This window comes from Parasphingorhabdus sp., assembly GCF_036963805.1.
Classification (GTDB): Bacteria; Pseudomonadota; Alphaproteobacteria; order Sphingomonadales; family Sphingomonadaceae; genus Parasphingorhabdus.
In genome coordinates this window covers 1,003,639-1,025,346 of record NZ_JBALUN010000001.1, presented here as the reverse complement: position 1 = coordinate 1,025,346, position 21,708 = coordinate 1,003,639, and the positions used below count along the sequence as shown (strand labels likewise).

At 52.4% G+C, this 21,708-nt stretch carries 20 protein-coding genes and 1 tRNA gene; 8 read left to right on the top strand and 13 right to left on the bottom strand.

Going from position 1 to position 21,708, the window contains the following annotated elements:
* Positions 1 to 36 precede the first annotated feature (36 nt).
* Positions 37 to 1,077: a rod shape-determining protein gene (locus V7676_RS04875; RefSeq protein WP_335658519.1), complete on the bottom strand. Its 1,041-nt coding sequence runs from the start codon at positions 1,075 to 1,077 to the stop codon at positions 37 to 39.
* Positions 1,078 to 1,252: 175 nt separating this feature from the next.
* Between V7676_RS04875 and mutL the strand changes: the two genes are divergently transcribed.
* Positions 1,253 to 3,064 (top strand): DNA mismatch repair endonuclease MutL, encoded by a 1,812-nt coding sequence (mutL, locus tag V7676_RS04870; RefSeq protein WP_335658518.1) that lies wholly within the window; start codon positions 1,253 to 1,255, stop codon positions 3,062 to 3,064.
* Between the two features lie 38 nt (positions 3,065 to 3,102).
* Here the strand turns inward: mutL and V7676_RS04865 are convergent, their stop codons facing one another.
* The 8 genes from V7676_RS04865 to V7676_RS04830 all read right to left on the bottom strand — a co-directional run bounded on the left by V7676_RS04865 (position 3,103) and on the right by V7676_RS04830 (position 10,223).
* The gene (locus tag V7676_RS04865; protein ID WP_335658517.1) at positions 3,103 to 3,549 is read right to left on the bottom strand and encodes a MaoC family dehydratase; all 447 of its coding nucleotides are present in this window, start codon (positions 3,547 to 3,549) and stop codon (positions 3,103 to 3,105) included.
* Positions 3,550 to 3,591: 42 nt separating this feature from the next.
* On the bottom strand, positions 3,592 to 4,839 hold the full coding sequence (locus V7676_RS04860) for an alkaline phosphatase family protein (protein WP_335658516.1): 1,248 nt from the start codon (positions 4,837 to 4,839) through the stop codon (positions 3,592 to 3,594).
* 47 nt (positions 4,840 to 4,886) lie between these two features.
* Positions 4,887 to 5,987 carry a redox-regulated ATPase YchF gene (gene ychF, locus V7676_RS04855; RefSeq protein WP_335658515.1) on the bottom strand — a complete coding sequence of 367 codons (1,101 nt, stop codon included), beginning with the start codon at positions 5,985 to 5,987 and terminating at the stop codon, positions 4,887 to 4,889.
* Between the two features lie 97 nt (positions 5,988 to 6,084).
* Positions 6,085 to 6,657, bottom strand: a complete 573-nt coding sequence (gene pth, locus V7676_RS04850; protein WP_335658514.1) for an aminoacyl-tRNA hydrolase — start codon at positions 6,655 to 6,657, stop codon at positions 6,085 to 6,087.
* Positions 6,658 to 6,698: 41 nt separating this feature from the next.
* Positions 6,699 to 7,355, bottom strand: coding sequence for a 50S ribosomal protein L25/general stress protein Ctc (locus V7676_RS04845; RefSeq protein WP_335658513.1), 657 nt, complete (start codon positions 7,353 to 7,355; stop codon positions 6,699 to 6,701).
* A gap of 136 nt (positions 7,356 to 7,491) precedes the next feature.
* Positions 7,492 to 8,289, bottom strand: a complete 798-nt coding sequence (locus V7676_RS04840) for a thioesterase family protein (protein WP_335658512.1) — start codon at positions 8,287 to 8,289, stop codon at positions 7,492 to 7,494.
* Positions 8,290 to 8,319: 30 nt separating this feature from the next.
* Positions 8,320 to 9,234, bottom strand: coding sequence for a TraB/GumN family protein (locus tag V7676_RS04835; RefSeq protein ID WP_335658511.1), 915 nt, complete (start codon positions 9,232 to 9,234; stop codon positions 8,320 to 8,322).
* 53 nt (positions 9,235 to 9,287) lie between these two features.
* Entirely contained in the window at positions 9,288 to 10,223 is a 936-nt protein-coding gene (locus tag V7676_RS04830; RefSeq protein ID WP_335658510.1) for a TraB/GumN family protein, read from the bottom strand.
* Between the two features lie 248 nt (positions 10,224 to 10,471).
* Between V7676_RS04830 and V7676_RS04825 the strand changes: the two genes are divergently transcribed.
* From V7676_RS04825 to folE, 5 genes are all read left to right on the top strand, one after another.
* A complete protein-coding gene (locus V7676_RS04825; RefSeq protein WP_335658908.1) occupies positions 10,472 to 11,350 on the top strand; it encodes a glycine--tRNA ligase subunit alpha in 879 nt (292 codons plus the stop codon).
* Between the two features lie 133 nt (positions 11,351 to 11,483).
* Entirely contained in the window at positions 11,484 to 13,823 is a 2,340-nt protein-coding gene (gene glyS, locus V7676_RS04820; protein ID WP_335658509.1) for a glycine--tRNA ligase subunit beta, read from the top strand.
* 140 nt (positions 13,824 to 13,963) lie between these two features.
* The gene (ppdK, locus tag V7676_RS04815; RefSeq protein ID WP_335658508.1) at positions 13,964 to 16,645 is read left to right on the top strand and encodes a pyruvate, phosphate dikinase; all 2,682 of its coding nucleotides are present in this window, start codon (positions 13,964 to 13,966) and stop codon (positions 16,643 to 16,645) included.
* A gap of 60 nt (positions 16,646 to 16,705) precedes the next feature.
* Positions 16,706 to 16,782 (top strand) — tRNA-Arg (locus V7676_RS04810).
* Positions 16,783 to 16,889: 107 nt separating this feature from the next.
* Complete coding sequence (gene folE, locus V7676_RS04805) at positions 16,890 to 17,510, top strand: GTP cyclohydrolase I FolE (RefSeq protein WP_335658507.1); 621 nt, start codon at positions 16,890 to 16,892, stop codon at positions 17,508 to 17,510.
* Between the two features lie 166 nt (positions 17,511 to 17,676).
* Here the strand turns inward: folE and rplI are convergent, their stop codons facing one another.
* The 4 genes from rplI to V7676_RS04785 form a co-directional block, all read right to left on the bottom strand.
* The gene (gene rplI / locus V7676_RS04800; RefSeq protein WP_335658506.1) at positions 17,677 to 18,315 is read right to left on the bottom strand and encodes a 50S ribosomal protein L9; all 639 of its coding nucleotides are present in this window, start codon (positions 18,313 to 18,315) and stop codon (positions 17,677 to 17,679) included.
* An 11-nt stretch (positions 18,316 to 18,326) separates the two neighbouring features.
* Complete coding sequence (gene rpsR, locus V7676_RS04795; RefSeq protein WP_335658505.1) at positions 18,327 to 18,551, bottom strand: 30S ribosomal protein S18; 225 nt, start codon at positions 18,549 to 18,551, stop codon at positions 18,327 to 18,329.
* Between the two features lie 21 nt (positions 18,552 to 18,572).
* A complete protein-coding gene (rpsF, locus tag V7676_RS04790) occupies positions 18,573 to 18,965 on the bottom strand; it encodes a 30S ribosomal protein S6 (RefSeq protein WP_335658504.1) in 393 nt (130 codons plus the stop codon).
* A 381-nt stretch (positions 18,966 to 19,346) separates the two neighbouring features.
* Positions 19,347 to 20,009, bottom strand: coding sequence for a hypothetical protein (locus V7676_RS04785; protein WP_335658503.1), 663 nt, complete (start codon positions 20,007 to 20,009; stop codon positions 19,347 to 19,349).
* A 380-nt stretch (positions 20,010 to 20,389) separates the two neighbouring features.
* Between V7676_RS04785 and V7676_RS04780 the strand changes: the two genes are divergently transcribed.
* Complete coding sequence (locus tag V7676_RS04780) at positions 20,390 to 21,025, top strand: class I SAM-dependent methyltransferase (RefSeq protein WP_335658502.1); 636 nt, start codon at positions 20,390 to 20,392, stop codon at positions 21,023 to 21,025.
* A gap of 223 nt (positions 21,026 to 21,248) precedes the next feature.
* Positions 21,249 to 21,611: a hypothetical protein gene (locus V7676_RS04775; protein ID WP_335658501.1), complete on the top strand. Its 363-nt coding sequence runs from the start codon at positions 21,249 to 21,251 to the stop codon at positions 21,609 to 21,611.
* Positions 21,612 to 21,708: the final 97 nt, after the last annotated feature.

Below are 21,708 nucleotides of genomic sequence, written 5' to 3'. Positions count from 1 at the left end.
TATCCTTCCGCTTTAATCATCTGTTCCCGTAGTTCATCAAGCTGTGGTCAGCACGCCGCGGAACATGGGATCTTCCATCGCACGGCCCGTACCAATTGCCACACAGGCAAGAGGATCTTCGGCCACGGTAACCGGCAAACCGGTTTCGTCGCTCAGGGCGGCATCCAGACCAGCTATCAACGCGCCGCCGCCGGTAAGAACAATGCCTTGGTCCACAATATCAGCCGCCAGTTCTGGTGCTGTATTTTCCAACGCAATTCTCACGCCCTCGATAATCGTGCCAATCGGTTCGCTTAATGCTTCAGCGATTTGTCCCTGATTGATCGAAATTTCTTTGGGCACGCCATTTACAAGGTCACGGCCTTTAATATGAATAGTGTGGCCCACGCCATCAGCAGGAGCTTGCGCGACGCCGAAATCTTTCTTGATCCGTTCCGCTGTGGTTTCACCGATCAGCAGATTGTGATGGCGGCGCACATAGGAAACAATGGCTTCATCCATTTTATCACCGCCGGTGCGAACCGACGTGGTGTAAGCCAAACCACGAAGAGACAAGACAGCAACTTCGGTCGTTCCGCCGCCAACATCGACAACCATCGAACCGATTGGTTCAGTCACCGGCATATCGGCACCAATGGCCGCAGCCATAGGCTCTTCGATAAGGAAAACCTGACTAGCCCCGGCATTGGAAGCGGCATCGCGAATGGCGCGGCGCTCCACAGAGGTTGATCCACTGGGCACACAGATCACAATTTCAGGATAGCTAAACCATTTGTTCTTTCCATTCACTTTCTGAATGAAATGTTTGATCATCTGCTCGGCTACATCAATGTCGGCAATCACACCATCACGCAGAGGACGAATCGCTTCGATACTGTCGGGTGTTTTACCCATCATCATCTTGGCATCATTGCCAACGGCCTTCACTCTCTTGACGCCGTTGATGGTTTCAATCGCGACAACCGATGGCTCATTGAGAACAATTCCCTGACCGCGAACATATACAACCGTGTTGGCTGTGCCGAGATCGATTGCCATGTCCTGAGACCTGAACTTGAACAGATTTCCAAATATCATGCTTTTACCTGTGTTTTTCAATATTTGCAGCTGAAGCCGCTAAGTAAACTCATCACGACATTTCGACTGAACGGGGGGTGAAGTCAACAAATTGAATCGTCCAGCAAAACACCTCAATTAACTATATGATAATCAATGGTCGCTTGGCATGATCGCTTGGGCTAGGAATGCCGTCATGTCAATAAGAAGACTCCCAAATAGCCTGATCAATCGGATAGCTGCCGGTGAAGTGGTCGAGCGCCCCGCCAGCGCGCTAAAAGAGCTGGTTGAAAATGCCATAGATGCTGGTTCGAACCAGATTAATGTCCGTCTGGAACAAGGCGGCCTTGATCTGATCGAAGTCAGCGATAATGGCTGCGGCATGTCTCGCGACGATATTGCATTGGCGCTGGAACGGCATGCGACTTCCAAATTGCCGGATGACGCGATTGAAATGGTTTCGACCTTGGGCTTTCGCGGTGAAGCGCTCCCTTCCATTGCCAGCGTGGCGCGGCTAACCATCGAAAGCCGGGTGTCAGGCGCAGATGGCTGGGCGCGGATTGTCGATCATGGAGAGGTCGAAAATGACGGGCCAGCCGCCATTCCGCCGGGGACTAAAGTTCGTGTGGAACAGCTTTTCGCCAAAGTACCCGCGAGACGAAAATTCCTGCGCACCCCGCGGAGTGAATATGCCGCTTGTGTCGATATTGTCCGCCGCCTTGCCATGGCGCGGCCCGATATCGGTTTCACACTGACCCATGAAGGGCGCAAGGCTATTGCTGTGCAGCGCGGGGAAACGGGGCCGGATCGAGTCGCGGCGCTCACCAATAAAGAGCTGCGCGCTAACAGCGTAGCAGTGGACCTTGTACGCGAAGACGTCCGGCTTTCCGGCGTAGCGGGCCTGCCAACCTATAATCGCGGCGTTGCGGATCATCAGTTTCTCTTTGTAAATGGACGGCCCGTGAAGGACCGGTTGCTGGTCGGTGCGGTGCGCGGGGCCTATGCAGAAATGCTTGCGCGCGATCGTCATCCTATCGTCGCCTTGTTCATCGATATGCCTCCGGAGCTTGTGGACGTAAATGTCCATCCTGCTAAAACCGAAGTGCGCTTTCGCGAACCGGCAATGGTGCGCGGTATGATCGTCAGCGGGTTGCGGCGCGCGCTGGACGAAGGTGGCTTTCGTGCGGTTCAGCGGCCAGCGGCTTCCGCTTTGGCTAACTGGCAAACAGAACCATCCGCACCCGACCCTCAGACGAATATCTTTACCGCGCAAGGGTATATGGGAGGAAGGACGACTATCGCGTCACAGCCCTATCCATCCGCCATGCATGAAAATACAAACGCATTTGGTGCAATGGACCAGAGTGAACTAGCGCCGCTTATGGGCCGGGCCGAGGAAGCAGCACAACCTGTTCCAGAAGCGTCCCGCCACCCGCTTGGTATCGCTCGCGGGCAAGTGGCAAAAACCTATATTGTGGCAGAAGCGGAAGACGGATTGGTGATTGTCGATCAACATGCCGCGCACGAGCGGTTAGTGCTTGAACGGATGCGTAAAGCTGTAGAGGGCGGCACGGTCGCTTCACAAGCTTTGTTAATGGCCGAAGTGGTCGAACTGGATGAAAATGCCTGTGACCGCTTGGAAGCGCGGGTGGCCGAACTGTCGGAATTTGGATTGGAACTGGAGCGTTTTGGTCCATCGGCCATGCTGGTTCGGGCAACACCCGCGATGCTCGGTTCTGGCGATGTGAAAGGCCTGATTACCGATTTGGCCGATGAGCTGGGTGCCTATGACGAGGCTTTGTCCCTTAAAGAGCGGATTGACCATGTCGCCTCAACCATGGCTTGTCATGGATCGGTGCGGGCAGGGCGTGTTTTGAACGTTGCCGAAATGAACGCTCTGCTCCGTGAAATGGAAGTCACGCCGCATTCCGGCCAGTGCAATCATGGGCGGCCGACTTGGGTCAAATTAGCGCATGGGGATATTGAAAAGCTATTCGGGAGAAAGTGAGGAACATATCTCTCGCAGTGAGATTGAAGGGAAACAATCTAATTCCCCCGCACCTCAATCAAGCTGGTGCTTTCCATCGTCATGACTTTTTCGTCATGTTGGTTAAACACCGTCATCATGCTTTTCAATATGCCCATCTCCGGACGGCTTTCCGATTGACGCTTTTGCAGCGTAACAAGCTCACACCGCAGAGTATCACCCGGGTGCACGGGTTTTATCCAGCGGAGATTCTCGACACCGGGGGAGCCTAATCCCGCCTGCTTATGGGCATTCATATGATCCACCAGCATGCGCATCGTCATGGCTGCGGTGTGCCAGCCGCTGGCCGATACGCGGCCAAAATGGGTTTTTGCGGCGGCTTCGTCGTTCAAATGAAAAGGCTGTGGGTCATATTTTGATGCAAACTCAATCACTTCTTCGTGTGTGACTTCATAAGATCCGAATTTCTGGACAATATTAGTTTCGATATCTTTATAGTAGAGCATGGATGTTCTTTCCTAAGGGACCCATGTTCCTATGGCAGAATTTTAACGTTTCAGCGCCTGTTTAAATGGCAAAAGATTACCGTCACTTTCATTGGGTTTGACGTTGATCAAATGCGCGACCAGCGAATAGATATCGACATTGTCGAATATCGCAATCTTGCCATTGCCGATAATATCAGGCCCGCTGGCCACAAAAAATGCCAACATGTCGGGATGGAAATTATCATAGCCATGACCGCCGCCAATGCCGGTCATATATTCCGGCTTGTCTTGATATATGACCCAGCCGGTTGTGGGCAGGCAGATGATGGATGGCACGCGCGGATTTTTGCCATATTTGAATTGAGCAGGAATATTCGCTTTGTCCCAGCATATCATATTCTCATGGGGTTTCAGAAAGGCCGTTTTGATTACACTCATATCGTCTGTCAGCGGTTCTATTCCGGCATAGTTCCCGTCGATTACCAAACGATATTGATCGCGCGGCAAAATTTGGTCAAGATAGATGATACGGTCCGGCGAAGTCTCTGCCATGCCGTGATCGGATGTAATGACAAAATTAGCAGGTTGACCCATGGCGGCAAGCTGAGCCTTCAGGCTACCGATATTCTCATCAACGGCGCTGATCGCGGCGTTTAATTTTGGACTTGGTGCAGGGCCGAAATAGTGGCCAGCGGTATCGACCGTGTCGAAATATAAAGTGACCAGTTGCGGACGGGTTGCCGCGGGGCGGCGCATCCAATCCATGATGGCCGCGACGCGGCGGTCATTGGAAAGCTCCTGAGAAAAGGGCCACCAGTTGGTGGGGCGAATGCCATCCAGTTCGACTTCTGATCCGGGCCAGAACATGGTCGCTGTCTGGACGCCTTGTTTCTCAGCCGTAATCCAGATCGGTTCCGCTTCATTCCACCAGAAAGGGTCTTTGCTGGCCATCGTGAATGTTTCACCCGGCCGCGCTGCATCTTCCATGGTGTTTCCGACGATGCCATGATGATCGGGGCGTTTGCCCGTCACAAGGGTCCAGTGATTGGGGAATGTTTTTGTCGGAAAACTAGGCCGCATTGCTGCGTGAATGCCCGCAGCCGTTAACGCGTTCAAATTGGGTGTTATCCCGCGATCAAGATAATCGGGCCGGAAGCCATCAATTGAAATTAATATCGTAACCGGCTCGCGGTTTTGCTCCGCGTGCAGGGCATTGCTGCTAGCAGCGGAAGGTGCAGCCGCCTGTGACGCGGCGCAACCGACTAATAAAGTGCAAGCTATAAACAGCTGCAAAATATAACGAATCATAAATGGCTCCCTAGACTGTTTTCAGTCTAGCGAGCGATTATGACAAGTTAGACATTGAACTTGAAATTCATAATGTCGCCGTCCTGCGTGACATATTCCTTGCCCTCTTGGCGGAGCTTACCGGCGTCCCGTGCAGCGCTTTCGCCGCCCAGAGATACATAGTCATCAAAGGCAATGGTCTCTGCACGAATGAAGCCGCGTTCGAAATCCGTATGGATTTCACCAGCAGCCTGCGGAGCTTTTGACCCTTTATGCACTGTCCACGCGCGGGCTTCCTTGGGGCCGCAGGTGAAGAAGGTTTGCAGGTCAAGCAATTGATAACCGGCGCGGATAACACGGGCGAGGCCGGATTCTTCCAGGCCCAGTTCTGACAGATATTCGACCCGCTCTTCGGCTTCCATGCCGACCAGTTCGGATTCGATGGCTGCCGATACGATGACTGCTTCTGCGCCATCGGCCTTGGCTTTTTCGAACACCGCCGCGCTCATCGCATTGCCTTTAGCTGCATCGCCTTCATCGACATTGCAGACATAAAGCACCGGTTTGGCAGTGATTAATTGTGACTGATCGAATATCTTCTGCTCTTCTTCATCACCGGGCTGCGTGAGCCGTGCAGGCTTGCCTTCGCGGAGCAATTCAAGCGCTTGGCCCAAAACGCTGGCGGCGATTTTTGCTTCTTTGTCGCCGGTTTTGGCTTTCTTCTCAAAAGCAGGAACGCGCTTTTCAAGACTTTCGAGATCGGAAAGCAGCAATTCTGTTTCCACAATTTCTGCATCGGAAATCGGATCGATTTTATTTGCGACATGCTGAATATCGTCATCTTCAAAGCAGCGCAGAACATGGACAATCGCATCGACTTCGCGGATATTGCCAAGGAACTGGTTGCCCAAGCCTTCACCCTTTGAAGCGCCTTTGACGAGGCCGGCAATGTCCACAAAAGCGAGTTGGGTTTCGATAATCTTCTTGCTGCCTGCAATGGCGGCTATCTGGTCGAGCCGCTTATCAGGAACAGCAACTTGGCCGACGTTCGGTTCAATCGTGCAAAACGGATAATTGGCTGCCTGCGCCGCCTGCGTTTGTGTGAGCGCATTGAATAATGTTGATTTTCCGACGTTGGGAAGGCCAACTATACCGCATTTAAAACCCATTTTTATAACTCCAAAACCGTTGGCCCTGAGCATGTCGAAGGGCATTTGTCGAAATATAATAGTGGGTGCGATATGACACACTCACCAGTAGAGCGATTTAATCATCCTGCATTCTGAGCGCCAATTCACTCATAAAGCGCGGATTATTACCCTTGGCTAACCAATCCGCTTCCGCTGCAATCGCGCCGAGCATATGGGCCAAAGGATCAATCTCGGCCTTTGTATAATTGCCCAGTACGTGGCCATGGACGCGGCTTTTATGTCCGGGATGGCCTATCCCAATACGAACGCGGCGAAAGTCCGGGCCGATATGGGCATCAACAGACCGCAATCCATTATGCCCGGCGTGGCCGCCACCGACTTTTACCTTCACCTTAAACGGATCAAGATCAAGCTCGTCATGGAAAACCGTCACGTCCTCTGGCTCCAGCTTGTAAAAGCGCATGGCTTCGCCGACGCTGCGTCCGCTTTCGTTCATGAAGGTTGCCGGCTTTAAAAGTAGCAATTTTTCGGAGCCGAGCCGTCCTTCGACGGCCCAGCCCTGAAATTTCTGTTTAGGCGCGGGAAACCCATGCACTTCTTCCAAGGCGTCCAGCGCCATGAAGCCGACATTGTGGCGGTGGAGCGCATATTGTGCGCCCGGATTGCCGAGGCCGACCCAAAGTTGCATGTTTTTCTCCGCCCAAAAGAGAAGGTTTTAACGGACGGAAATTACTCGTCCGAACCGCCTTCTGCTTCGCCGTCTTCAGCTGCTTCAGCTTCTTCGGCTGCGCTTTCTGCTTCGTCGTCAGAAGATTTGAGCGCGGAAGGAGCGACGATACCAGCAATCGTGAAGTCACGATCGGTAATGGCTGATTCGCTGCCCTTAGGAAGAGTAACCGCCGAAATATGGATGGAATCACCAATTTCGAGACCGGTAACGTCGATTTCGATCTGATCAGGAATCAGGTCTGCATCACACATAAGATCAAGCTCATAGCGAACAACGTTCAATACGCCGCCACGTTTCAGACCAGGTGAATCTTCTTCGTTGACGAAGACTACAGGAATATTGACCTGTACCTTTGCGCCCTTGGCGAGACGGAAAAAATCAACGTGCAAAGGACGGTCAGAAACCGGGTCCAAAGCAACGTCCTTTGGAAGGGTACGAGTTGATTTGCCGTCTAAATCAATCATGATCAGCGAGTTCATGAAGTGGCCGGTGCCGAGCAGCTTATTCAGCGCTTTTTCTTCAACATGAATCGTAATAGGTTCTTTTTTATCACCGTAAATAACGGCGGGGATGCGGCCTTCGCGACGTAGTGCACGGGAGGCTCCCTTGCCAGCCCGTTCGCGAGGCTCGGCTGATAGTTTCAGCAGATCACTCATAATATTGCTCCAAAATTAAGTTTTTACGATATTTCCGCCACGCCTCCAGGGTGCTCATGGCCGGAAAGTGGGCGCTATAGGCAGCAGACGGGGAAAAAGCAAGGCAAATTGCGGTCCAAAAACCTATGGCTTACCGTTAGCGGAAAAAACCAATCTGGTTGCTGGTCGCGAGCAAATTTCCTGACTTTGACCAAAGCTCAACTCGTTGGTCAGTGGCGCTGTTTCGGGATGTGGCGCCGTTTGTTCGCAGCAAGACATAGTCTGATCCTGCTTCAGCAATGTCTTCCTCACTGGCGAATATATAGGTTGCCATGGATACGGTCGATCCTACCCGAATATCTTCGGAAAGGAAAAATGCGCGAGGCATGGGGGTATCGCAAATCGCGATAATGCTGGACCGATCAAGTGGGCGATCATCGACTTCTTTTATCCAAACTAAAGTTTCCGGTGGTGTGTTAACAAGAAATGGCGGGCCTTTGGCAATTCTTTGATCGTAGGTTTTGATCCAGAAAGGCGCTATTTCTTTCATTGGGCGCAAGATGGCCGATTCCGATGGAGGCTTTATTTCCGGCATAGCGATCTGATAATTAAGGTCAGTTGGCCGCCGCTGGCTCGATACAATATCGGATACGGCAATAATATTATCGGCTTGCGAAACTTCGGTTCGCCAAAATTGTGTGAAGGCGCCGGACTTCAACAAGCGGGCGGTTACTTCTACTTCTCCCGGTTCGACACCAGCGATAAATGTGGTTTGCTGCGAGACAATGGGGCTTCGGCATTGTTCATGACCTTGCACCGCTTTGGTCATGATGACCGCTACCCAGCCGCCAAATGCCGCGCCGCTTGGATTTTTATACACATTGCTGGCGTTAATGGTGAAAGATCCATCACTGCGCGATATAAGCGCGGTTTCCTGATCAAATATAAATGTCATGCATTTGCCCCGGATATCTATCTATTAGATTTATTGGATTTTCTGAATTTTATATCCGCGTTTTTTTAGCATGTTCTGGACAGCATCCGGCCCGACTAGATGTGCGGCCCCGACGGCGACAAACGATGTGCCGGAACTTTGCAGTTTTTTATCGAGCTGATCAGCCCAGTCCTGATTGCGGGCAACCAATAGTTTTTCGCGGCTGATGGGGTCTTCTAATATACCCCCGTTTGATAGGGCAACGATCGTATCAACATCTCCGGTAAGCCAGGCATTGAACAGCTTCTCGAAAGAATCCTTTGTGTCGGCAGCTTCCTCGACAACGCTAGTTAGCATTTCGCGCTGCAGCGCTTCCGGCAAACTATCAAAATAGCCGAGCTGTTGTTCGATAGTTTCAAGGCCTTCCACCGGTTTCTTAAGTTTGCCAAATTGGGCAACAAGATTTTTTTCTACGCCTTCGTCGGCATCCAAACCCAGATTATTGGTTTGCGCAGAGGCCAAAGATAATGCTGCTGCCCAGCTTTCCATGCGATTCAAAGCAAATTCGGGAATTTTGCTCTTGTCGATTATAGCATCCAGATCAGCGCGCAGCGATGGCTTTACCCGCTTGTCGATCTCGACCTGACCTGGTGACAGGGCGAGTTTTGAGAATATTTTGGCTGCATTTTGAGTGTCTTCTAAACCAAGCACCTCAATGACCAGCCGGTCGGACTTGCCTAGCGCGCTTTCCAGCAACGGCGTTCGCCAATTCACGCCTTTGGGCAATATATGGATGGTGCCTAACATATAAGCTACGCCGACTTGTTCTGGCTTGGAACCGGTGATTTTCCAAAGCGCTGGTTTGCCTTCGGTGATTAGGTCCAACGGGGCGGGTTCCGGCGCGTTGGAACATGCGCTTAACCCGATAACGGCGATCATGCTCAGCAATATTCGAAGATAGTTCATGACACTTATCTGGTTATGAAAGAAGGGAATGGGAAGAGCGGCGTGCAGAAAAGCTAATATTTGATACGCTTCGCAACCAATGCTCGTTTTTTAAGCTGTTCTTGCAGGCTATCCTTTCCAGCCAAATGACCAGCGCCTACTGCGACAAAGACGGTACCGGGTTGTTTCATGCGCTCATCCACCCATTGTGCCCAATTGGCATTCCGGTTTGATAATAAAGTCTCGTAGAGAATTTTCTCCTCCAGTCCCGCATTCATCAGTTCCGCTAAGGCACTGATATTAGCATTAGCCCAGTGGGCGACCATATTTTCCATGCCGTCCGCCATCTCGCCGATGGAATCGACGTTGAAATTTAGAAACCGAATTTGGACATCTTCCGGCAAATTATCAAAAAAGCCCAGTTGTTGTTCCGCCGTTTCAAGTCCCGTTATCGTCATACCGCGTGCTGTCGCGTGGGAGGTGAGAATATCTTCAACGCCGCTATCTGTTTCAAATCCGCTTTGTTTCAGCGGGATCAGCGACATGCTGACGCTTGCGAACCATGGCTCCAGCGGATCAAAAGCATTTACCGGTAAAGTTAGGGACGCCATGACTGCTTCATATTTTGTCCGGTCTTCAGGATCCAACTTGTCGCGCAGCGAAACGCCCGTTGTGTCTATCGCCAGATCATTGACGATTTTCACCATGGCGGCAGGGTCCGGTCTGATCATTTCGATAACCAGTTCGTCGGATGCATCAAAAGCCTCTTTCACGGCCTCGTCAAACCAGCTTAGGCCCGGTTTCAATATGTGTACCGTGCCGAATAGATAGATGGTGGTGTCTTCATCCTTAATCACCCAGATTGCAGGATCCGGATCGTCGGGGATCGTAACAATTTCGGTCGCCTTTGGAGCGGCACTGCCCGCTGATTGGAGCGATTCAGGCTGGCAAGCAGCCAATCCGAGTGTGAGTGGCAACATAAGTAACGTTGAAAACCAGTGGCGCATCATTGGTATGTGATCCATTTTTGTTGGGAAATTCGGCAGACTGCAAGACTAGGTGCCTTAATCGGAAGATTACTGCAATGATCATAACGATATTCCCAGTTGGCATAAATAGCCGAAACGGGGGCGGTATCTCTAGCACGATTGGAAGAATTGGGAGCGGCTGAGTAACCAGAAAAGCCAATCACGCCTTGATTCTTCGGGTCGGTTTCGCCAAAGCATGCGCCAAACCTGTTGCACTTGCGAAGAAAGCTATAAAATTGACCGATCAGAAGCCTCTCAGCTTCCAGCAGATCATTCTGAAGCTCCATGATTATTGGAGCAATCAGGGGTGCGCCGTCTTGCAGCCATATGATATGGAAATGGGCGCAGGGACGTTTCACACCGCAACCACGTTGCGCGCGCTTGGCCCTGATCCGTGGAATGCAGCTTTTGTGCAGCCGTGTCGTCGGCCTACCGATGGTCGCTATGGCGAGAACCCCAACAGGCTCCAGCATTATTATCAATATCAGGTGATTCTCAAACCATCGCCGCCGAACATACAACAGCTTTATCTCGACAGCCTGACTGCAATCGGCATTGATCCGATGCTCCATGACATCCGCTTTGTTGAGGATGACTGGGAAAGTCCCACTTTGGGCGCGTGGGGTCTGGGCTGGGAAGTCTGGTGTGACGGCATGGAGGTGACACAATTCACCTATTTCCAGCAAATGGGCGGATTTGATTGCAAGCCGGTGTCCGGAGAATTGACTTACGGGCTGGAACGGCTCGCGATGTATATTCAGGGCGTCGATAGTATCTATGATCTGGATTATAACGGTAATGGCGTGAGTTACGGCGATATCTTCTTGGATAATGAGAAGCAGATGTCGGCGTGGAATTTTGAAATTGCCAATACCGAAACCCTGTTTGACTTGTTCAACAAGGCTGTTGGTGAATGCGAAAATTGTCTGGAAGCGAAATTGCCCATCCCGGCCTATGAGCAAGCGATCAAGGCGAGCCATGTGTTCAACCTTTTGCAAGCGCGCGGCGTGATATCTGTGCAGGAACGGGCGAGCTATATGGGCCGTGTGCGGGATTTAGCCAAGGGTAGCTGTGAAGCGCATATGGTCAAGAACGGGTGGGCAGCATGATGATTCATCCAATTCGTACAAGCCATTCCCGTCATCCTGAACTCGTTTCAGGATCTCTTCAGTCCCAGTGCTTGCTTCGTGAGATCCTGAAACGAGTTCAGGATGACGAAGTTGTAGTGTGGAGAGTGGCATAATGACCGATTTCCTCCTCGAGATACTCTCCGAAGAAATTCCGGCCCGTATGCAGGCTAAGGCGCGGGCTGATTTGGAGCGGCTTTTTGTCGCGCAACTCAGCGAAGCTGGACTGAAAACCGGCGAAATCACCGTCTATTCGACGCCAAGGCGGCTTGCGCTGATTGCAAAAGATCTGCCAGCGCAGACCGAAGCTGTCAGCGAAGAAGCGAAAGGGCCGCCAGAAGGCGCACCGGATCAGGCTATCGAAGGGTTCTGCCGCAAAAATGGTGTGAACCGTGATCAACTGGAAGTACGTGACGTCAAGGGGCGTCCAACCCTGTTCGCGGTGATCAACAAGCCGGGCCGCGCGACGAGCGAAGTGCTGTCCGACGCCATACCGGCAATCATCAAAGCCTTCCCATGGCCCAAATCCATGCGCTGGGGCGATGCTAGTGCTTCGACGGAAAGTCTGCGCTGGGTCAGGCCTTTATCGGGGATAGTTGCGATATTGGGTGATGATCTGGTACCCTGCGAGGTTGACGGCTTGACGTCATCTTATGATACCGTGGGCCATCGGTTCCATCATGCGGGCATGATCACCATCGGCAATGCCGGTGACTATGCCGAAAAACTGCGCGCTTGCCATGTGCTTGTCGATCAGGCGGAGCGGGAAGCGATTATCCGTGATGGTGCTGCTAAGGCGGCATCGGATGCGGGTCTGGAACTGGTCGCAGACGAAGGCCTGGTGATTGAAAATGCCGGCCTGACCGAATGGCCGGTTCCGCTGCTCGGCAGCTTTGACCCGGCCTTTCTGGATGTGCCAGAGGAAGTCATTCAATTGACCGCCCGCGTGAACCAGAAATATTTTATCTGCCGCGATAAATTCGGCAAGCTGGCACCGAATTTTGTCTGCACCGCCAATATTGACGCCAGTGACGGTGGCAAGGCGATTACAGCAGGCAATGAAAAAGTGCTGGCGGCAAGACTGTCCGACGCCAAATTCTTCTGGGAACTTGACCAGAAGACGGCTTTGGACGATCATCGAAAGAAATTGAGCAACATTGTGTTCCATGAAAAACTGGGAACTGTTGCCGACAAGGTAGAGCGTGTGGCCAAGCTGGCTGAGTGGTTGGCGTCTTTAGAAGGGACTGGGTTACTCCGTGCCGACCCAGAACAGACCAAGCAGGCCGCACGTCTCTGCAAAGCTGATCTCGTCACCGAAATGGTCGGCGAGTTCCCCGAGCTGCAAGGCTTGATGGGCGGCTATTATGCAGAGAAAGAAGGACTTCCGGTAGAAGTCTCACACGCAATCAGAGATCATTACAAGCCGGTCGGGCAGGGCGATGATGTGCCGACTGATCCGGTGACGGTGTGCGTGAGTTTGGCGGATAAGCTGGATACTTTGGTCTGTTTTTATGCAATAGACGAAGCTCCAACTGGTTCTAAAGATCCTTTTGCTCTGAGGCGAGCAACTTTAGGAATTCTTTCGCTAGTCGAAACTAACAAGCTTAGAATTCCGCTTGGATTGGCGTTTGATGAAGCTTTTGGTAACTATCGAACCACTATTCATAGCCATTTGAACATACCAAATTTACCGCAGTTAATAGTAAAACAAGAAGGCGGGACTGGTATTGTCTTTGGTGCCGATAAGGCAACGGTTTGGGTTGATAGTAAGGAAGTTGCCGAAATATCGATGGATGTTGCAGGAAAGTATAGACATTTTTTTGAGGGGCGGTTCGAGCCAGACACTGAGAAGCTTTTGGACTTTTTCGCCGACCGCCTAAAGGTCCAACAACGCGAAGCGGGTGTCCGTCACGACCTGATCGACGCAGTCTTCGCGCTGGGCGGAGAAGATGATCTCGTGCGCTTACTTGCCCGCGTAAAGGCTTTGCAGGCATTCGTAGAAACCGAAGACGGCACCAATTTGCTCGCCGGTTACAAACGCGCATCCAACATATTGAAGAAAGAAGCGCCGGACGCTTCCACCTCCGCCTCTCGTCATCCTGAACTTGTTTCAGGATCTCCCGAGACCCTGAAACAAGTTCAGGGTGATGATGTCGCTGGTCAGTATGACGAAGGGGGAGGGAAATCTCTTTCCTACACGCCCGAAAAAGCCGAAAAGGCGCTCATCGATGCGCTGGATGCGGCGCAGCCGAATGTGACCGCTGCCATTGTGGCGGAAGAGTTTGAGAAAGCCATGATTGCGCTCGCTGACCTGCGCGTGCCGATTGACCAGTTTTTCGAGGATGTGACCGTGAACGACAGCGACCAAGATAAACGGACTGCGCGGCTTGCGCTGCTCGACCGCTTTCGCCGCGCTGTCCACCAAGTGGCTGATTTCTCTAAAATCGAGGGATGATATAATTTTGGATCTATATGCTGTGAACCGTGTGAACTTTGGAACCGCAAATAGAACCAGAGAGATGACGTGATCGCTTCTATAGATGCTGTGAATTGTGTGAACTTTAAAGCCGTAAAATTGCGAGATTGGATATAAGAATGACCCAATATGTATATCGTTTTGGTGGTGGCATGGATGCGGATGGCGCGCCATCAGATAAAACAGAAGCGCGCAACTTGCTGGGCGGCAAGGGTGCCAATCTCGCAGAAATGGCGAATATCGGTCTGCCGGTTCCTCCGGGATTCACAATCTCCACCGAAATGTGCACCCGCTTTATGCAGGACAATGGGGTTTATCCCGACAGCCTGACCGGCGAAGTCGTACAGGGCGTGGCTCATATTGAATCTGTTACCGGCAAGAAATTCGGTGATGCGGCCGATCCGCTGTTGGTTTCGGTCCGTTCCGGCGCGCGCGCATCCATGCCGGGTATGATGGACACTGTCCTCAATCTTGGCTTGAACGATGACACGGTCGAAGGGCTTGCCAAAACCTCTGGCGACGAACGCTTCGCATGGGACAGCTATCGCCGATTCATCCAGATGTATTCGGATGTTGTGCTGGAACTCGACCATGATGCGTTTGAGGAAGCATTGGAAATTATCAAGGAAGACAATGGCTTCTTTACCGATACAGAGATGGAGTCTAAACATTGGAAAGTGCTGGTCAGCGAATATAAAACATTGGTCCAAGAGCAATGGGGCAAGCCATTCCCGCAGGACGTGAATGACCAGCTATGGGGCGCGATCAGCGCTGTATTCGGTAGCTGGCAGGCCGAACGCGCCAAAGTTTACCGGCGGCTCAACGACATTCCGTCCGAATGGGGCACTGCCGTCAACGTACAGGCGATGGTCTTTGGCAATATGGGGGAAACCTCTGCGACAGGTGTGGCTTTTACCCGCAACCCATCGACCGGTGACAGCGCCTATTATGGCGAGTGGCTGATCAACGCACAGGGGGAAGATGTCGTCGCCGGTATTCGTACACCGCAATATCTGAGCAAAGCTGCGCGGGAACAGGCCAATGCCAAACCATTGTCGATGGAAGAAGCAATGCCGGACACATATGGCGAGCTAACCACAGTGTTTGATTTGCTCGAACGCCATTATCGCGACATGCAGGATATTGAATTTACCGTAGAACGCGGAAAATTATGGATGCTGCAAACACGCTCGGGCAAGCGCACCGCCAAGGCGGCGTTGAAAATCGCTGTTGATATGGCGAATGACGGCCTTATCACCGAAGAAGAAGCCGTATTGCGGGTGGACCCGATGGCTTTGGACCAATTGCTGCATCCGACGCTCGATCCCGAAGCGAAGCGCGATGTCCTGACAACCGGTTTGCCCGCCTCTCCGGGTGCGGCTTGCGGCATTATCGTATTCGATTCCGATACCGCTGAACGGCGCACGGAAATGGGCGATGACGTCATATTGGTGCGGGTGGAAACATCTCCTGAAGATATTCACGGCATGCATGCCGCCAAAGGCATATTAACGGCACGTGGTGGTATGACGTCACATGCTGCTGTCGTCGCCCGCGGAATGGGCCGTCCTTGCGTATCCGGTGCGGGTAGTCTCAGTATCAATATGGAAACAAAAGTCCTGAAAATCGGTGATAGAGAGCTGAAAGAAGGCGACATATTGACGATTGACGGAAGCAATGGCCAAGTCATGGCGGGCCGTGTTGAAACGATTCAGCCGGAACTGGTCGGTGACTTTGGTGTGCTGATGGTCTGGGCTGATAAAGTCCGGCGTCTGCGTGTTCGCACCAATGCCGAGACACCGCAGGATTGCCAGGTTGCGCGCGATTTTGGCGCAGAAGGCATCGGGCTTTGCCGGACGGAACATATGTTCTTTGACAGTTCACGGATCACGGCTGTGCGCCAGATGATTTTGGCTGCCAATGAAGCGGGCCGCCGTGAAGCGCTGGCTAAATTGCTGCCCGAACAGCGCGATGATTTTCGCCAGATTTTCGAAGTGATGGTGGGATTGCCGGTGACGATCCGTTTGCTCGATCCGCCGTTGCATGAATTTTTGCCGCATCAACAGTCGGAATTTGAAGAAGTTGCTGCCGCTGCGAATGTCGGGGTCGAAACCTTGAAACAGCGGGCGAACGAGCTGCATGAATTTAACCCGATGCTAGGACATAGGGGGTGCCGCCTTGGTGTCACGTACCCCGAAATCTACGAAATGCAGGCGCGTGCTATTTTCGAAGCCGCCTGTGAAGTTGCACAAAAAAGCGGTGAAGCGCCGATTCCCGAAGTCATGATCCCGTTGGTCGCTACCGCGCGCGAACTGGAATTGATGAAAGATGTTGTCAACCGCATGGCCGAAGAAGTATTTACTGAAAAAGGCCGCCGTATCGAATATCTTGTCGGTACGATGATCGAACTTCCCCGCGCCGCCTTGATGGCCGGACAAATTGCTGAACATGGCGAATTTTTCAGCTTTGGTACCAATGACCTTACCCAGACTACATTGGGTGTGTCCCGCGATGATGCGGGCCGTTTCCTGACACAATATGTCGATAAGGGAATATTTCCGCGCGATCCGTTTGTCAGTCTCGACATTGAAGGCGTTGGTCAGTTGATCGAATTGGCCGCAGAACGGGGCAGGGCCACGCGGCCTGGCATTAAACTGGGTATTTGCGGCGAACATGGCGGCGATCCCGCCTCCATCGCTTTCTGTGAGAAAACCGGTCTCGACTATGTCAGCGCGTCGCCATATCGGGTTCCGATTGCTCGTCTTGCCGCGGCTCAGGCAGCACTTACGAAAGATCAATAAAAAACAGATAAAATGGGTTGCCAGCAAGGGAAACTGCCCCTATCTGACGACCTTCAATGTGCGCCCGTAGCTCAGCTGGATAGAGTACCTGACTACGAATCAGGGTGTCGGGAGTTCGAATCTCTCCGGGCGCACCATTTTTTTGAATTTTATGACAATACCGGCTTCGGTGCACTTGCACTGGGGCACGGCGGCGCGTATCTTGTTGGCATCATGTAATTTTGCACCCGTAAAGGATTGCCTTTTGGCCGACTATTCTGACAGTTTTGAAGATGCCCTTGCCGCTCGTGAAGCCGCTAAACTTCCGGTCCCCGATGACGTTCAGGAGGCGGTGAAAACATTGCTTCGCTGGTCTGGCGAAGATCCGGAGCGGGAAGGCCTGCTTGATACTCCAAAACGCGTCGCCCGGGCATGGAAAGAATATTGCGAAGGCTATACAGAGAATCCCGCAATTCATCTTGCCCGGACGTTTGAAGAAGTCGGCGGATATGACGAGCTCGTCCTGCTGAGGGATATACCTTTTCATTCCCATTGCGAACATCATATGGCGCCGATCATCGGCAAAGCGAGTATTGCCTATATGCCCACCGACTGCGTCGTCGGGATTTCCAAACTGGCGCGTGTGCTTCACGGCTTTGCGCGGCGTTTACAGGTGCAGGAGCGCCTGACGGCCGAAGTCGCGGAATGTATTTGGGATAATCTGAAGCCGCAAGGTGTGGCCGTTGTCATCGAGGCGAGCCATAGTTGCATGACGGCGCGCGGCGTACGGACACCGGGTGTTGGCATGACGACCAGTCGGCTTTTAGGATGTTTCCTAGACGATTCCCGCAGCCGGAAAGAAGTGCTCGGCTTGATGGGCTATTAAGCCAGTCCATCCATCCAAATTGATCTGAGTTAAAATGGTGCGCGGTTTTCGGGCGGCGCTCACATAGTGGGCGCAATTCCCATCGTTCTAGATATAAAAAAAGCCCGAAGGCGGATTGTTACAATGTAACGCTCCGGCTCCGGGCCCTTAAATCAGTGGATGACAATTATTCTTTGTCTTCGGTGCTTTCTTCGGTTTCTTCAGTAGCCGCTTCATCGGAAGCTTCTTCTGTGTCAGCCGCTTCGGCTTCACCGTCGTCTTCGTTTTCAGGTGATAAAGCTGCAGCAGCCAATTCGGCCTGGTCATCTTCAAACATCTGGGCGATTACGTCGATACCGTCTTTCTGCAATTCGGCTTCGTCGTCGGAACGGGCCACATTGACCTGTACGTTGACAGAAACTTCAGGGTGAAGACGGACGCGAACTTCAAAAACACCAATTGTTTTGATTGGTTTTTCAAGGATGACCATGCTTTTTTCAATATTGGCATTGTCAGCATTTAGGGCTTCAACAATATCGCGAACCGAAACTGAACCATAAAGTTGGCCGCTGGCTGAAGACGCGCGGATCAAAACGATCTGTTTGCCGTCAACATTGCCAGATGCTTGTTCAGCATCTTTGCGTTTCACTTCATTGTCGGCTTCGATTTGCGCACGGTTAGATTCGAAAACCTTCTTGTTAGCGGCGTTAGCGCGCAGCGCTTTTTTGTTTGGCAGCAGGAAGTTACGGGCATAGCCGTTCTTCACTGTAACAACATCACCGATGCTGCCCAGTTTTTCTACGCGTTCGAGCAAAATAATATCCATGTCTCTTGCTCCTATTTCACGAGATACGGCAACAGGCCAAGATGGCGAGCGCGTTTAATGGCTTTGGACAATTCGCGCTGTTTCTTCGCGGAAACTGCGGTGATACGACTAGGTACGATTTTGCCGCGTTCGGAAATATATCCTTGCAGCATCTTCACATCTTTATAGTCGATTGGTAGTGCGTTTTTGCCGGAAAAGGGGCAGCTTTTGCGGCGACGGAAAAATGGACGTCCCATATTTATAACTCCTTTTCTAGCTTAACTATCGTCGCGGTCGCGGCGAGGGGGGCGATCACCGCCGGGTCCGCCACGGCTGCGGGTGTCACGATCAGGCTTGCGCATCATCACTGATGGGCCTTCTTCATGTTCGTCCACGCGGATGGTCAGAAAACGGATAACGTCTTCATTGATACGGGTCTGGCGCTCAAGCTCGGCAATGACAGTGGTTGGTGCGTCAAGACGCAGCATCACGTAATGGGCTTTGCGGTTCTTCTGAACCTTGTAAGCGAGCGTACGCAGGCCCCAAGTTTCGGTCAAAACGACTTTGCCTTCATTAGCTTCAACAATTTTTGTAGCTTCCTGAGCGAGTGCATCGACTTGAGACTGGCTCAAATCCTGACGCGCGAGGAAGACATGCTCGTACATTGGCATGCAGTATTTCCTTCATATTACCGATCGCTGACGCCGCACCATGCAGACACGCCCCTCCGGCCTTCTTTGTTTTTCCGGTGATTCGAACAGTCGAATGACGCGGAAGCGGCGCTCATGGCGGATTTGCGGGATGAATGCAATGTTTATTAGGCCTCAGGCACCGGGCGCGGGCTTCTGCCCGCTTGGCTACGCGCCATAGGGCGCGGCTGCCGGTCGGCCTTGCCTCCGCGGTGCGTCGGTTTGGTGCTAAGCTTGAGAGCATCGACCGAGCGCAGCGAGGCAAGCGCGACTGCGCGCCCGAGCTTATGCGAGGAAAGCCAAGCGGGCAGAAGCCCGCGCCCGGCGAATAAAACCTCCTCTACCTTTCAAAGTTCACACAAATCACACAGGGTCGGGAAGATCATCAAACACCCCGCTGCGCTCCAACAAGCCGCTGCGATGCGCGCGTTCCCATTGGAGATCATCCCAATCCTCGCGCTCGGCAATGTCGAGGTCAGAGACATTAATATCCTCCGGCGCCATGCTATTGATCCGGATCATCTCGGTGCTCTTGGAAAATTGGGCCATCACGTCCGCCCCAGATGGTCCATCCGCACGGCGCTTATTGCGTTGTACGGACGGCGCAGCCTCTGCGTCAATCGCTTCCAGCAGCTCCGCGCAATCGCTGCCCTGCCCAATAGCCTCGACCAGCGCATCAAAATGATCCGCCGCAGCCCGCGCGGTCTTGTTCGACAGAGTAACGCCATCAGCCATTTTATCGAGCCGCGCCAGCGCCGCCAGAAATAACGGTGCGCTCCATCGTTCCCGCGTTCCCACTTCCTCCCCCTGATACCAAACAGGCTCGGTCCAGCCATTGAGCCCGCGATCAAGCAGCTCATCCTGAAACACATCCCGCGCATGGATGATCGCGGCATCCCACGCGCGGGCAAAGGCGAGGGCATCTGGTCTGCGTCGCAACTTATAAGCGCTTTCCCGAGACAGTCCGGCATAAGTCGCAGCCGCCCTGACATTACCGGTCCGCGCCAAGGCTTCGAGAAACAGCACCTGCTTATCGGGCGACTAGCCATCATGGCGCTCCTTGGGCTGCGGGAGATCAGCAGCGGGCGGGATGTCGGTGAAGGTGGATTGGGGGGATTGGTAGGTCATATGCATTTTCCTTATTGAGGGAGAAAATACTTATATGACCTATTTGGTTATCTGTAGGAAAGATGGGATAGGGTTACGGCGTTTCGCCTCTAGTTCGCCGCCGGATCAGTAATGTCCGCAACTTCCCGAAAGTGGACGCTACCTTGGACCATTTTGGAGGACGACAATTGGGTGGGAAACGGAAGGGCTGGTTTCGGGGAGTAAAACAAAATTTTGTCGTTCGGAAACAATCGATTTGTAGTATGCATCTAGGCTAGCAGGATAAAAGGAAATAATAATTGTCACGCCATAGTGCCGAAGTAGCAACATCGCACATGCCTCATCTTTATGATGCCGCCACGCTAGATTTTTACGAGGGCAATGCTCGCCCTTATTCAAATGCACGCCCAGATGAGGTGTCGTCCGATCTGTTAGCTTTTCTGCCCAAGCTTAAGGCAGGTAGCCGTATTCTGGAACTTGGCTGTGGTAGCGGTTGCGACGCCGCTGAAATGCTGCGATTAGGTTTTGACGTGGATGCGACCGATGGAACACAAGCCATGGTATCTCTCGCTAGCGAAAGACTCGGGCGGCCTGTACGTGTGTTGCGCTTCGACAACCTTGATGAGCGCGAGAGTTACGATGCAGTTGTTGCATGTGCCTCGTTGCTGCACGTTCCCCACGAGGGGTTGCCAGCTATCCTCACACGCATTTGGGATTCGCTAAAGCCAGGTGGCTGGCACTTCGCGAGTTACAAAACTGCAGGGTCAGAAGGTTGGGATGCGCACCGGCGATACTACAATCATTTATCTCGTGATGTTGCTGAACGGATTTACCGTAAAGCAGGAAATTGGACTTCCGTAGAATATGATGAATATGACGGAGTTGGTCACTTCAGCGCCCCGTCGCGATGGTTAACTGTCGCCGCTAAGAAATAGCGGAACCAAACGACTTACTGTCGATCATTAAGCGGCGGTTTTTGGGTATGTAATGAAATGCACATATCGTCAGTAATTGGGGCGCTTGCCGACCAGCCGCTTTTATTTTCCATGCAATCACTTCGAACGGCAACAGGTGGGTGGGGAGCTGCCATTCGGCTTCGGATTAGGATGCCATTATAACGGACATTGCAAAATATTGAGCTACAGGTAACATGTGCCGATGGGAAACGCTGCCTCATCACCCCTTTATACATTGGGCCTCGGTGGGGACGGGGATGAGATCGCTGCGATCGCCGATGTCGAAAAGCAATTTGCTGTTCGTCTTGACTACACAAGCGCAGGCAATTGGCGAACGGCAGGAGATGTGTTCTCGGCACTACGACAGGAAATCCCGAGCGGATCACGCAATGATGAGGAGGTGTGGCGTCGTTTTGCCGAAGCTATTTCTCGCGAGACTGGCGTTGATTCCCACCGAGTGGTGGCTTCCACGCTGTTATTGGCGAAGCCGATTTCTTATAGACGTCTTTGGCTCATTAGCGCGATCGCAGGGCTGGCTGCCGTCGCCTACAATGCGCTGGCGTGAATGGCTGCTATTAATTACACGAACTTCGAAGCTAGATAACCGAAAATGGGGCGTTTCCCGCCCAGCCGCCTTTGTTTTCCATCTGATCAGTTCGAAT

Excerpts from the sequence above, each read along its gene's own strand:
- V7676_RS04835 (WP_335658511.1), bottom strand. The coding sequence starts at position 9,234 with ATGAACTATCTTCGAATATTGCTGAGCATGATCGCCGTTATCGGGTTA.
- V7676_RS04830 (WP_335658510.1), bottom strand. The coding sequence starts at position 10,223 with ATGATGCGCCACTGGTTTTCAACGTTACTTATGTTGCCACTCACACTC.
- glyS (WP_335658509.1), top strand. The coding sequence starts at position 11,484 with ATGACCGATTTCCTCCTCGAGATACTCTCCGAAGAAATTCCGGCCCGT.
- V7676_RS04875 (WP_335658519.1), bottom strand. The coding sequence starts at position 1,077 with ATGATATTTGGAAATCTGTTCAAGTTCAGGTCTCAGGACATGGCAATC.
- V7676_RS04865 (WP_335658517.1), bottom strand. The coding sequence starts at position 3,549 with ATGCTCTACTATAAAGATATCGAAACTAATATTGTCCAGAAATTCGGA.
- ppdK (WP_335658508.1), top strand. The coding sequence starts at position 13,964 with ATGACCCAATATGTATATCGTTTTGGTGGTGGCATGGATGCGGATGGC.
- rpsF (WP_335658504.1), bottom strand. The coding sequence starts at position 18,965 with ATGCCAATGTACGAGCATGTCTTCCTCGCGCGTCAGGATTTGAGCCAG.
- V7676_RS04845 (WP_335658513.1), bottom strand. The coding sequence starts at position 7,355 with ATGAGTGATCTGCTGAAACTATCAGCCGAGCCTCGCGAACGGGCTGGC.
- rpsR (WP_335658505.1), bottom strand. The coding sequence starts at position 18,551 with ATGGGACGTCCATTTTTCCGTCGCCGCAAAAGCTGCCCCTTTTCCGGC.
- ychF (WP_335658515.1), bottom strand. The coding sequence starts at position 5,987 with ATGGGTTTTAAATGCGGTATAGTTGGCCTTCCCAACGTCGGAAAATCA.
- mutL (WP_335658518.1), top strand. The coding sequence starts at position 1,253 with ATGTCAATAAGAAGACTCCCAAATAGCCTGATCAATCGGATAGCTGCC.
- V7676_RS04860 (WP_335658516.1), bottom strand. The coding sequence starts at position 4,839 with ATGATTCGTTATATTTTGCAGCTGTTTATAGCTTGCACTTTATTAGTC.
- rplI (WP_335658506.1), bottom strand. The coding sequence starts at position 18,315 with ATGGATATTATTTTGCTCGAACGCGTAGAAAAACTGGGCAGCATCGGT.
- V7676_RS04840 (WP_335658512.1), bottom strand. The coding sequence starts at position 8,289 with ATGACATTTATATTTGATCAGGAAACCGCGCTTATATCGCGCAGTGAT.
- V7676_RS04775 (WP_335658501.1), top strand. The coding sequence starts at position 21,249 with ATGGGAAACGCTGCCTCATCACCCCTTTATACATTGGGCCTCGGTGGG.
- pth (WP_335658514.1), bottom strand. The coding sequence starts at position 6,657 with ATGCAACTTTGGGTCGGCCTCGGCAATCCGGGCGCACAATATGCGCTC.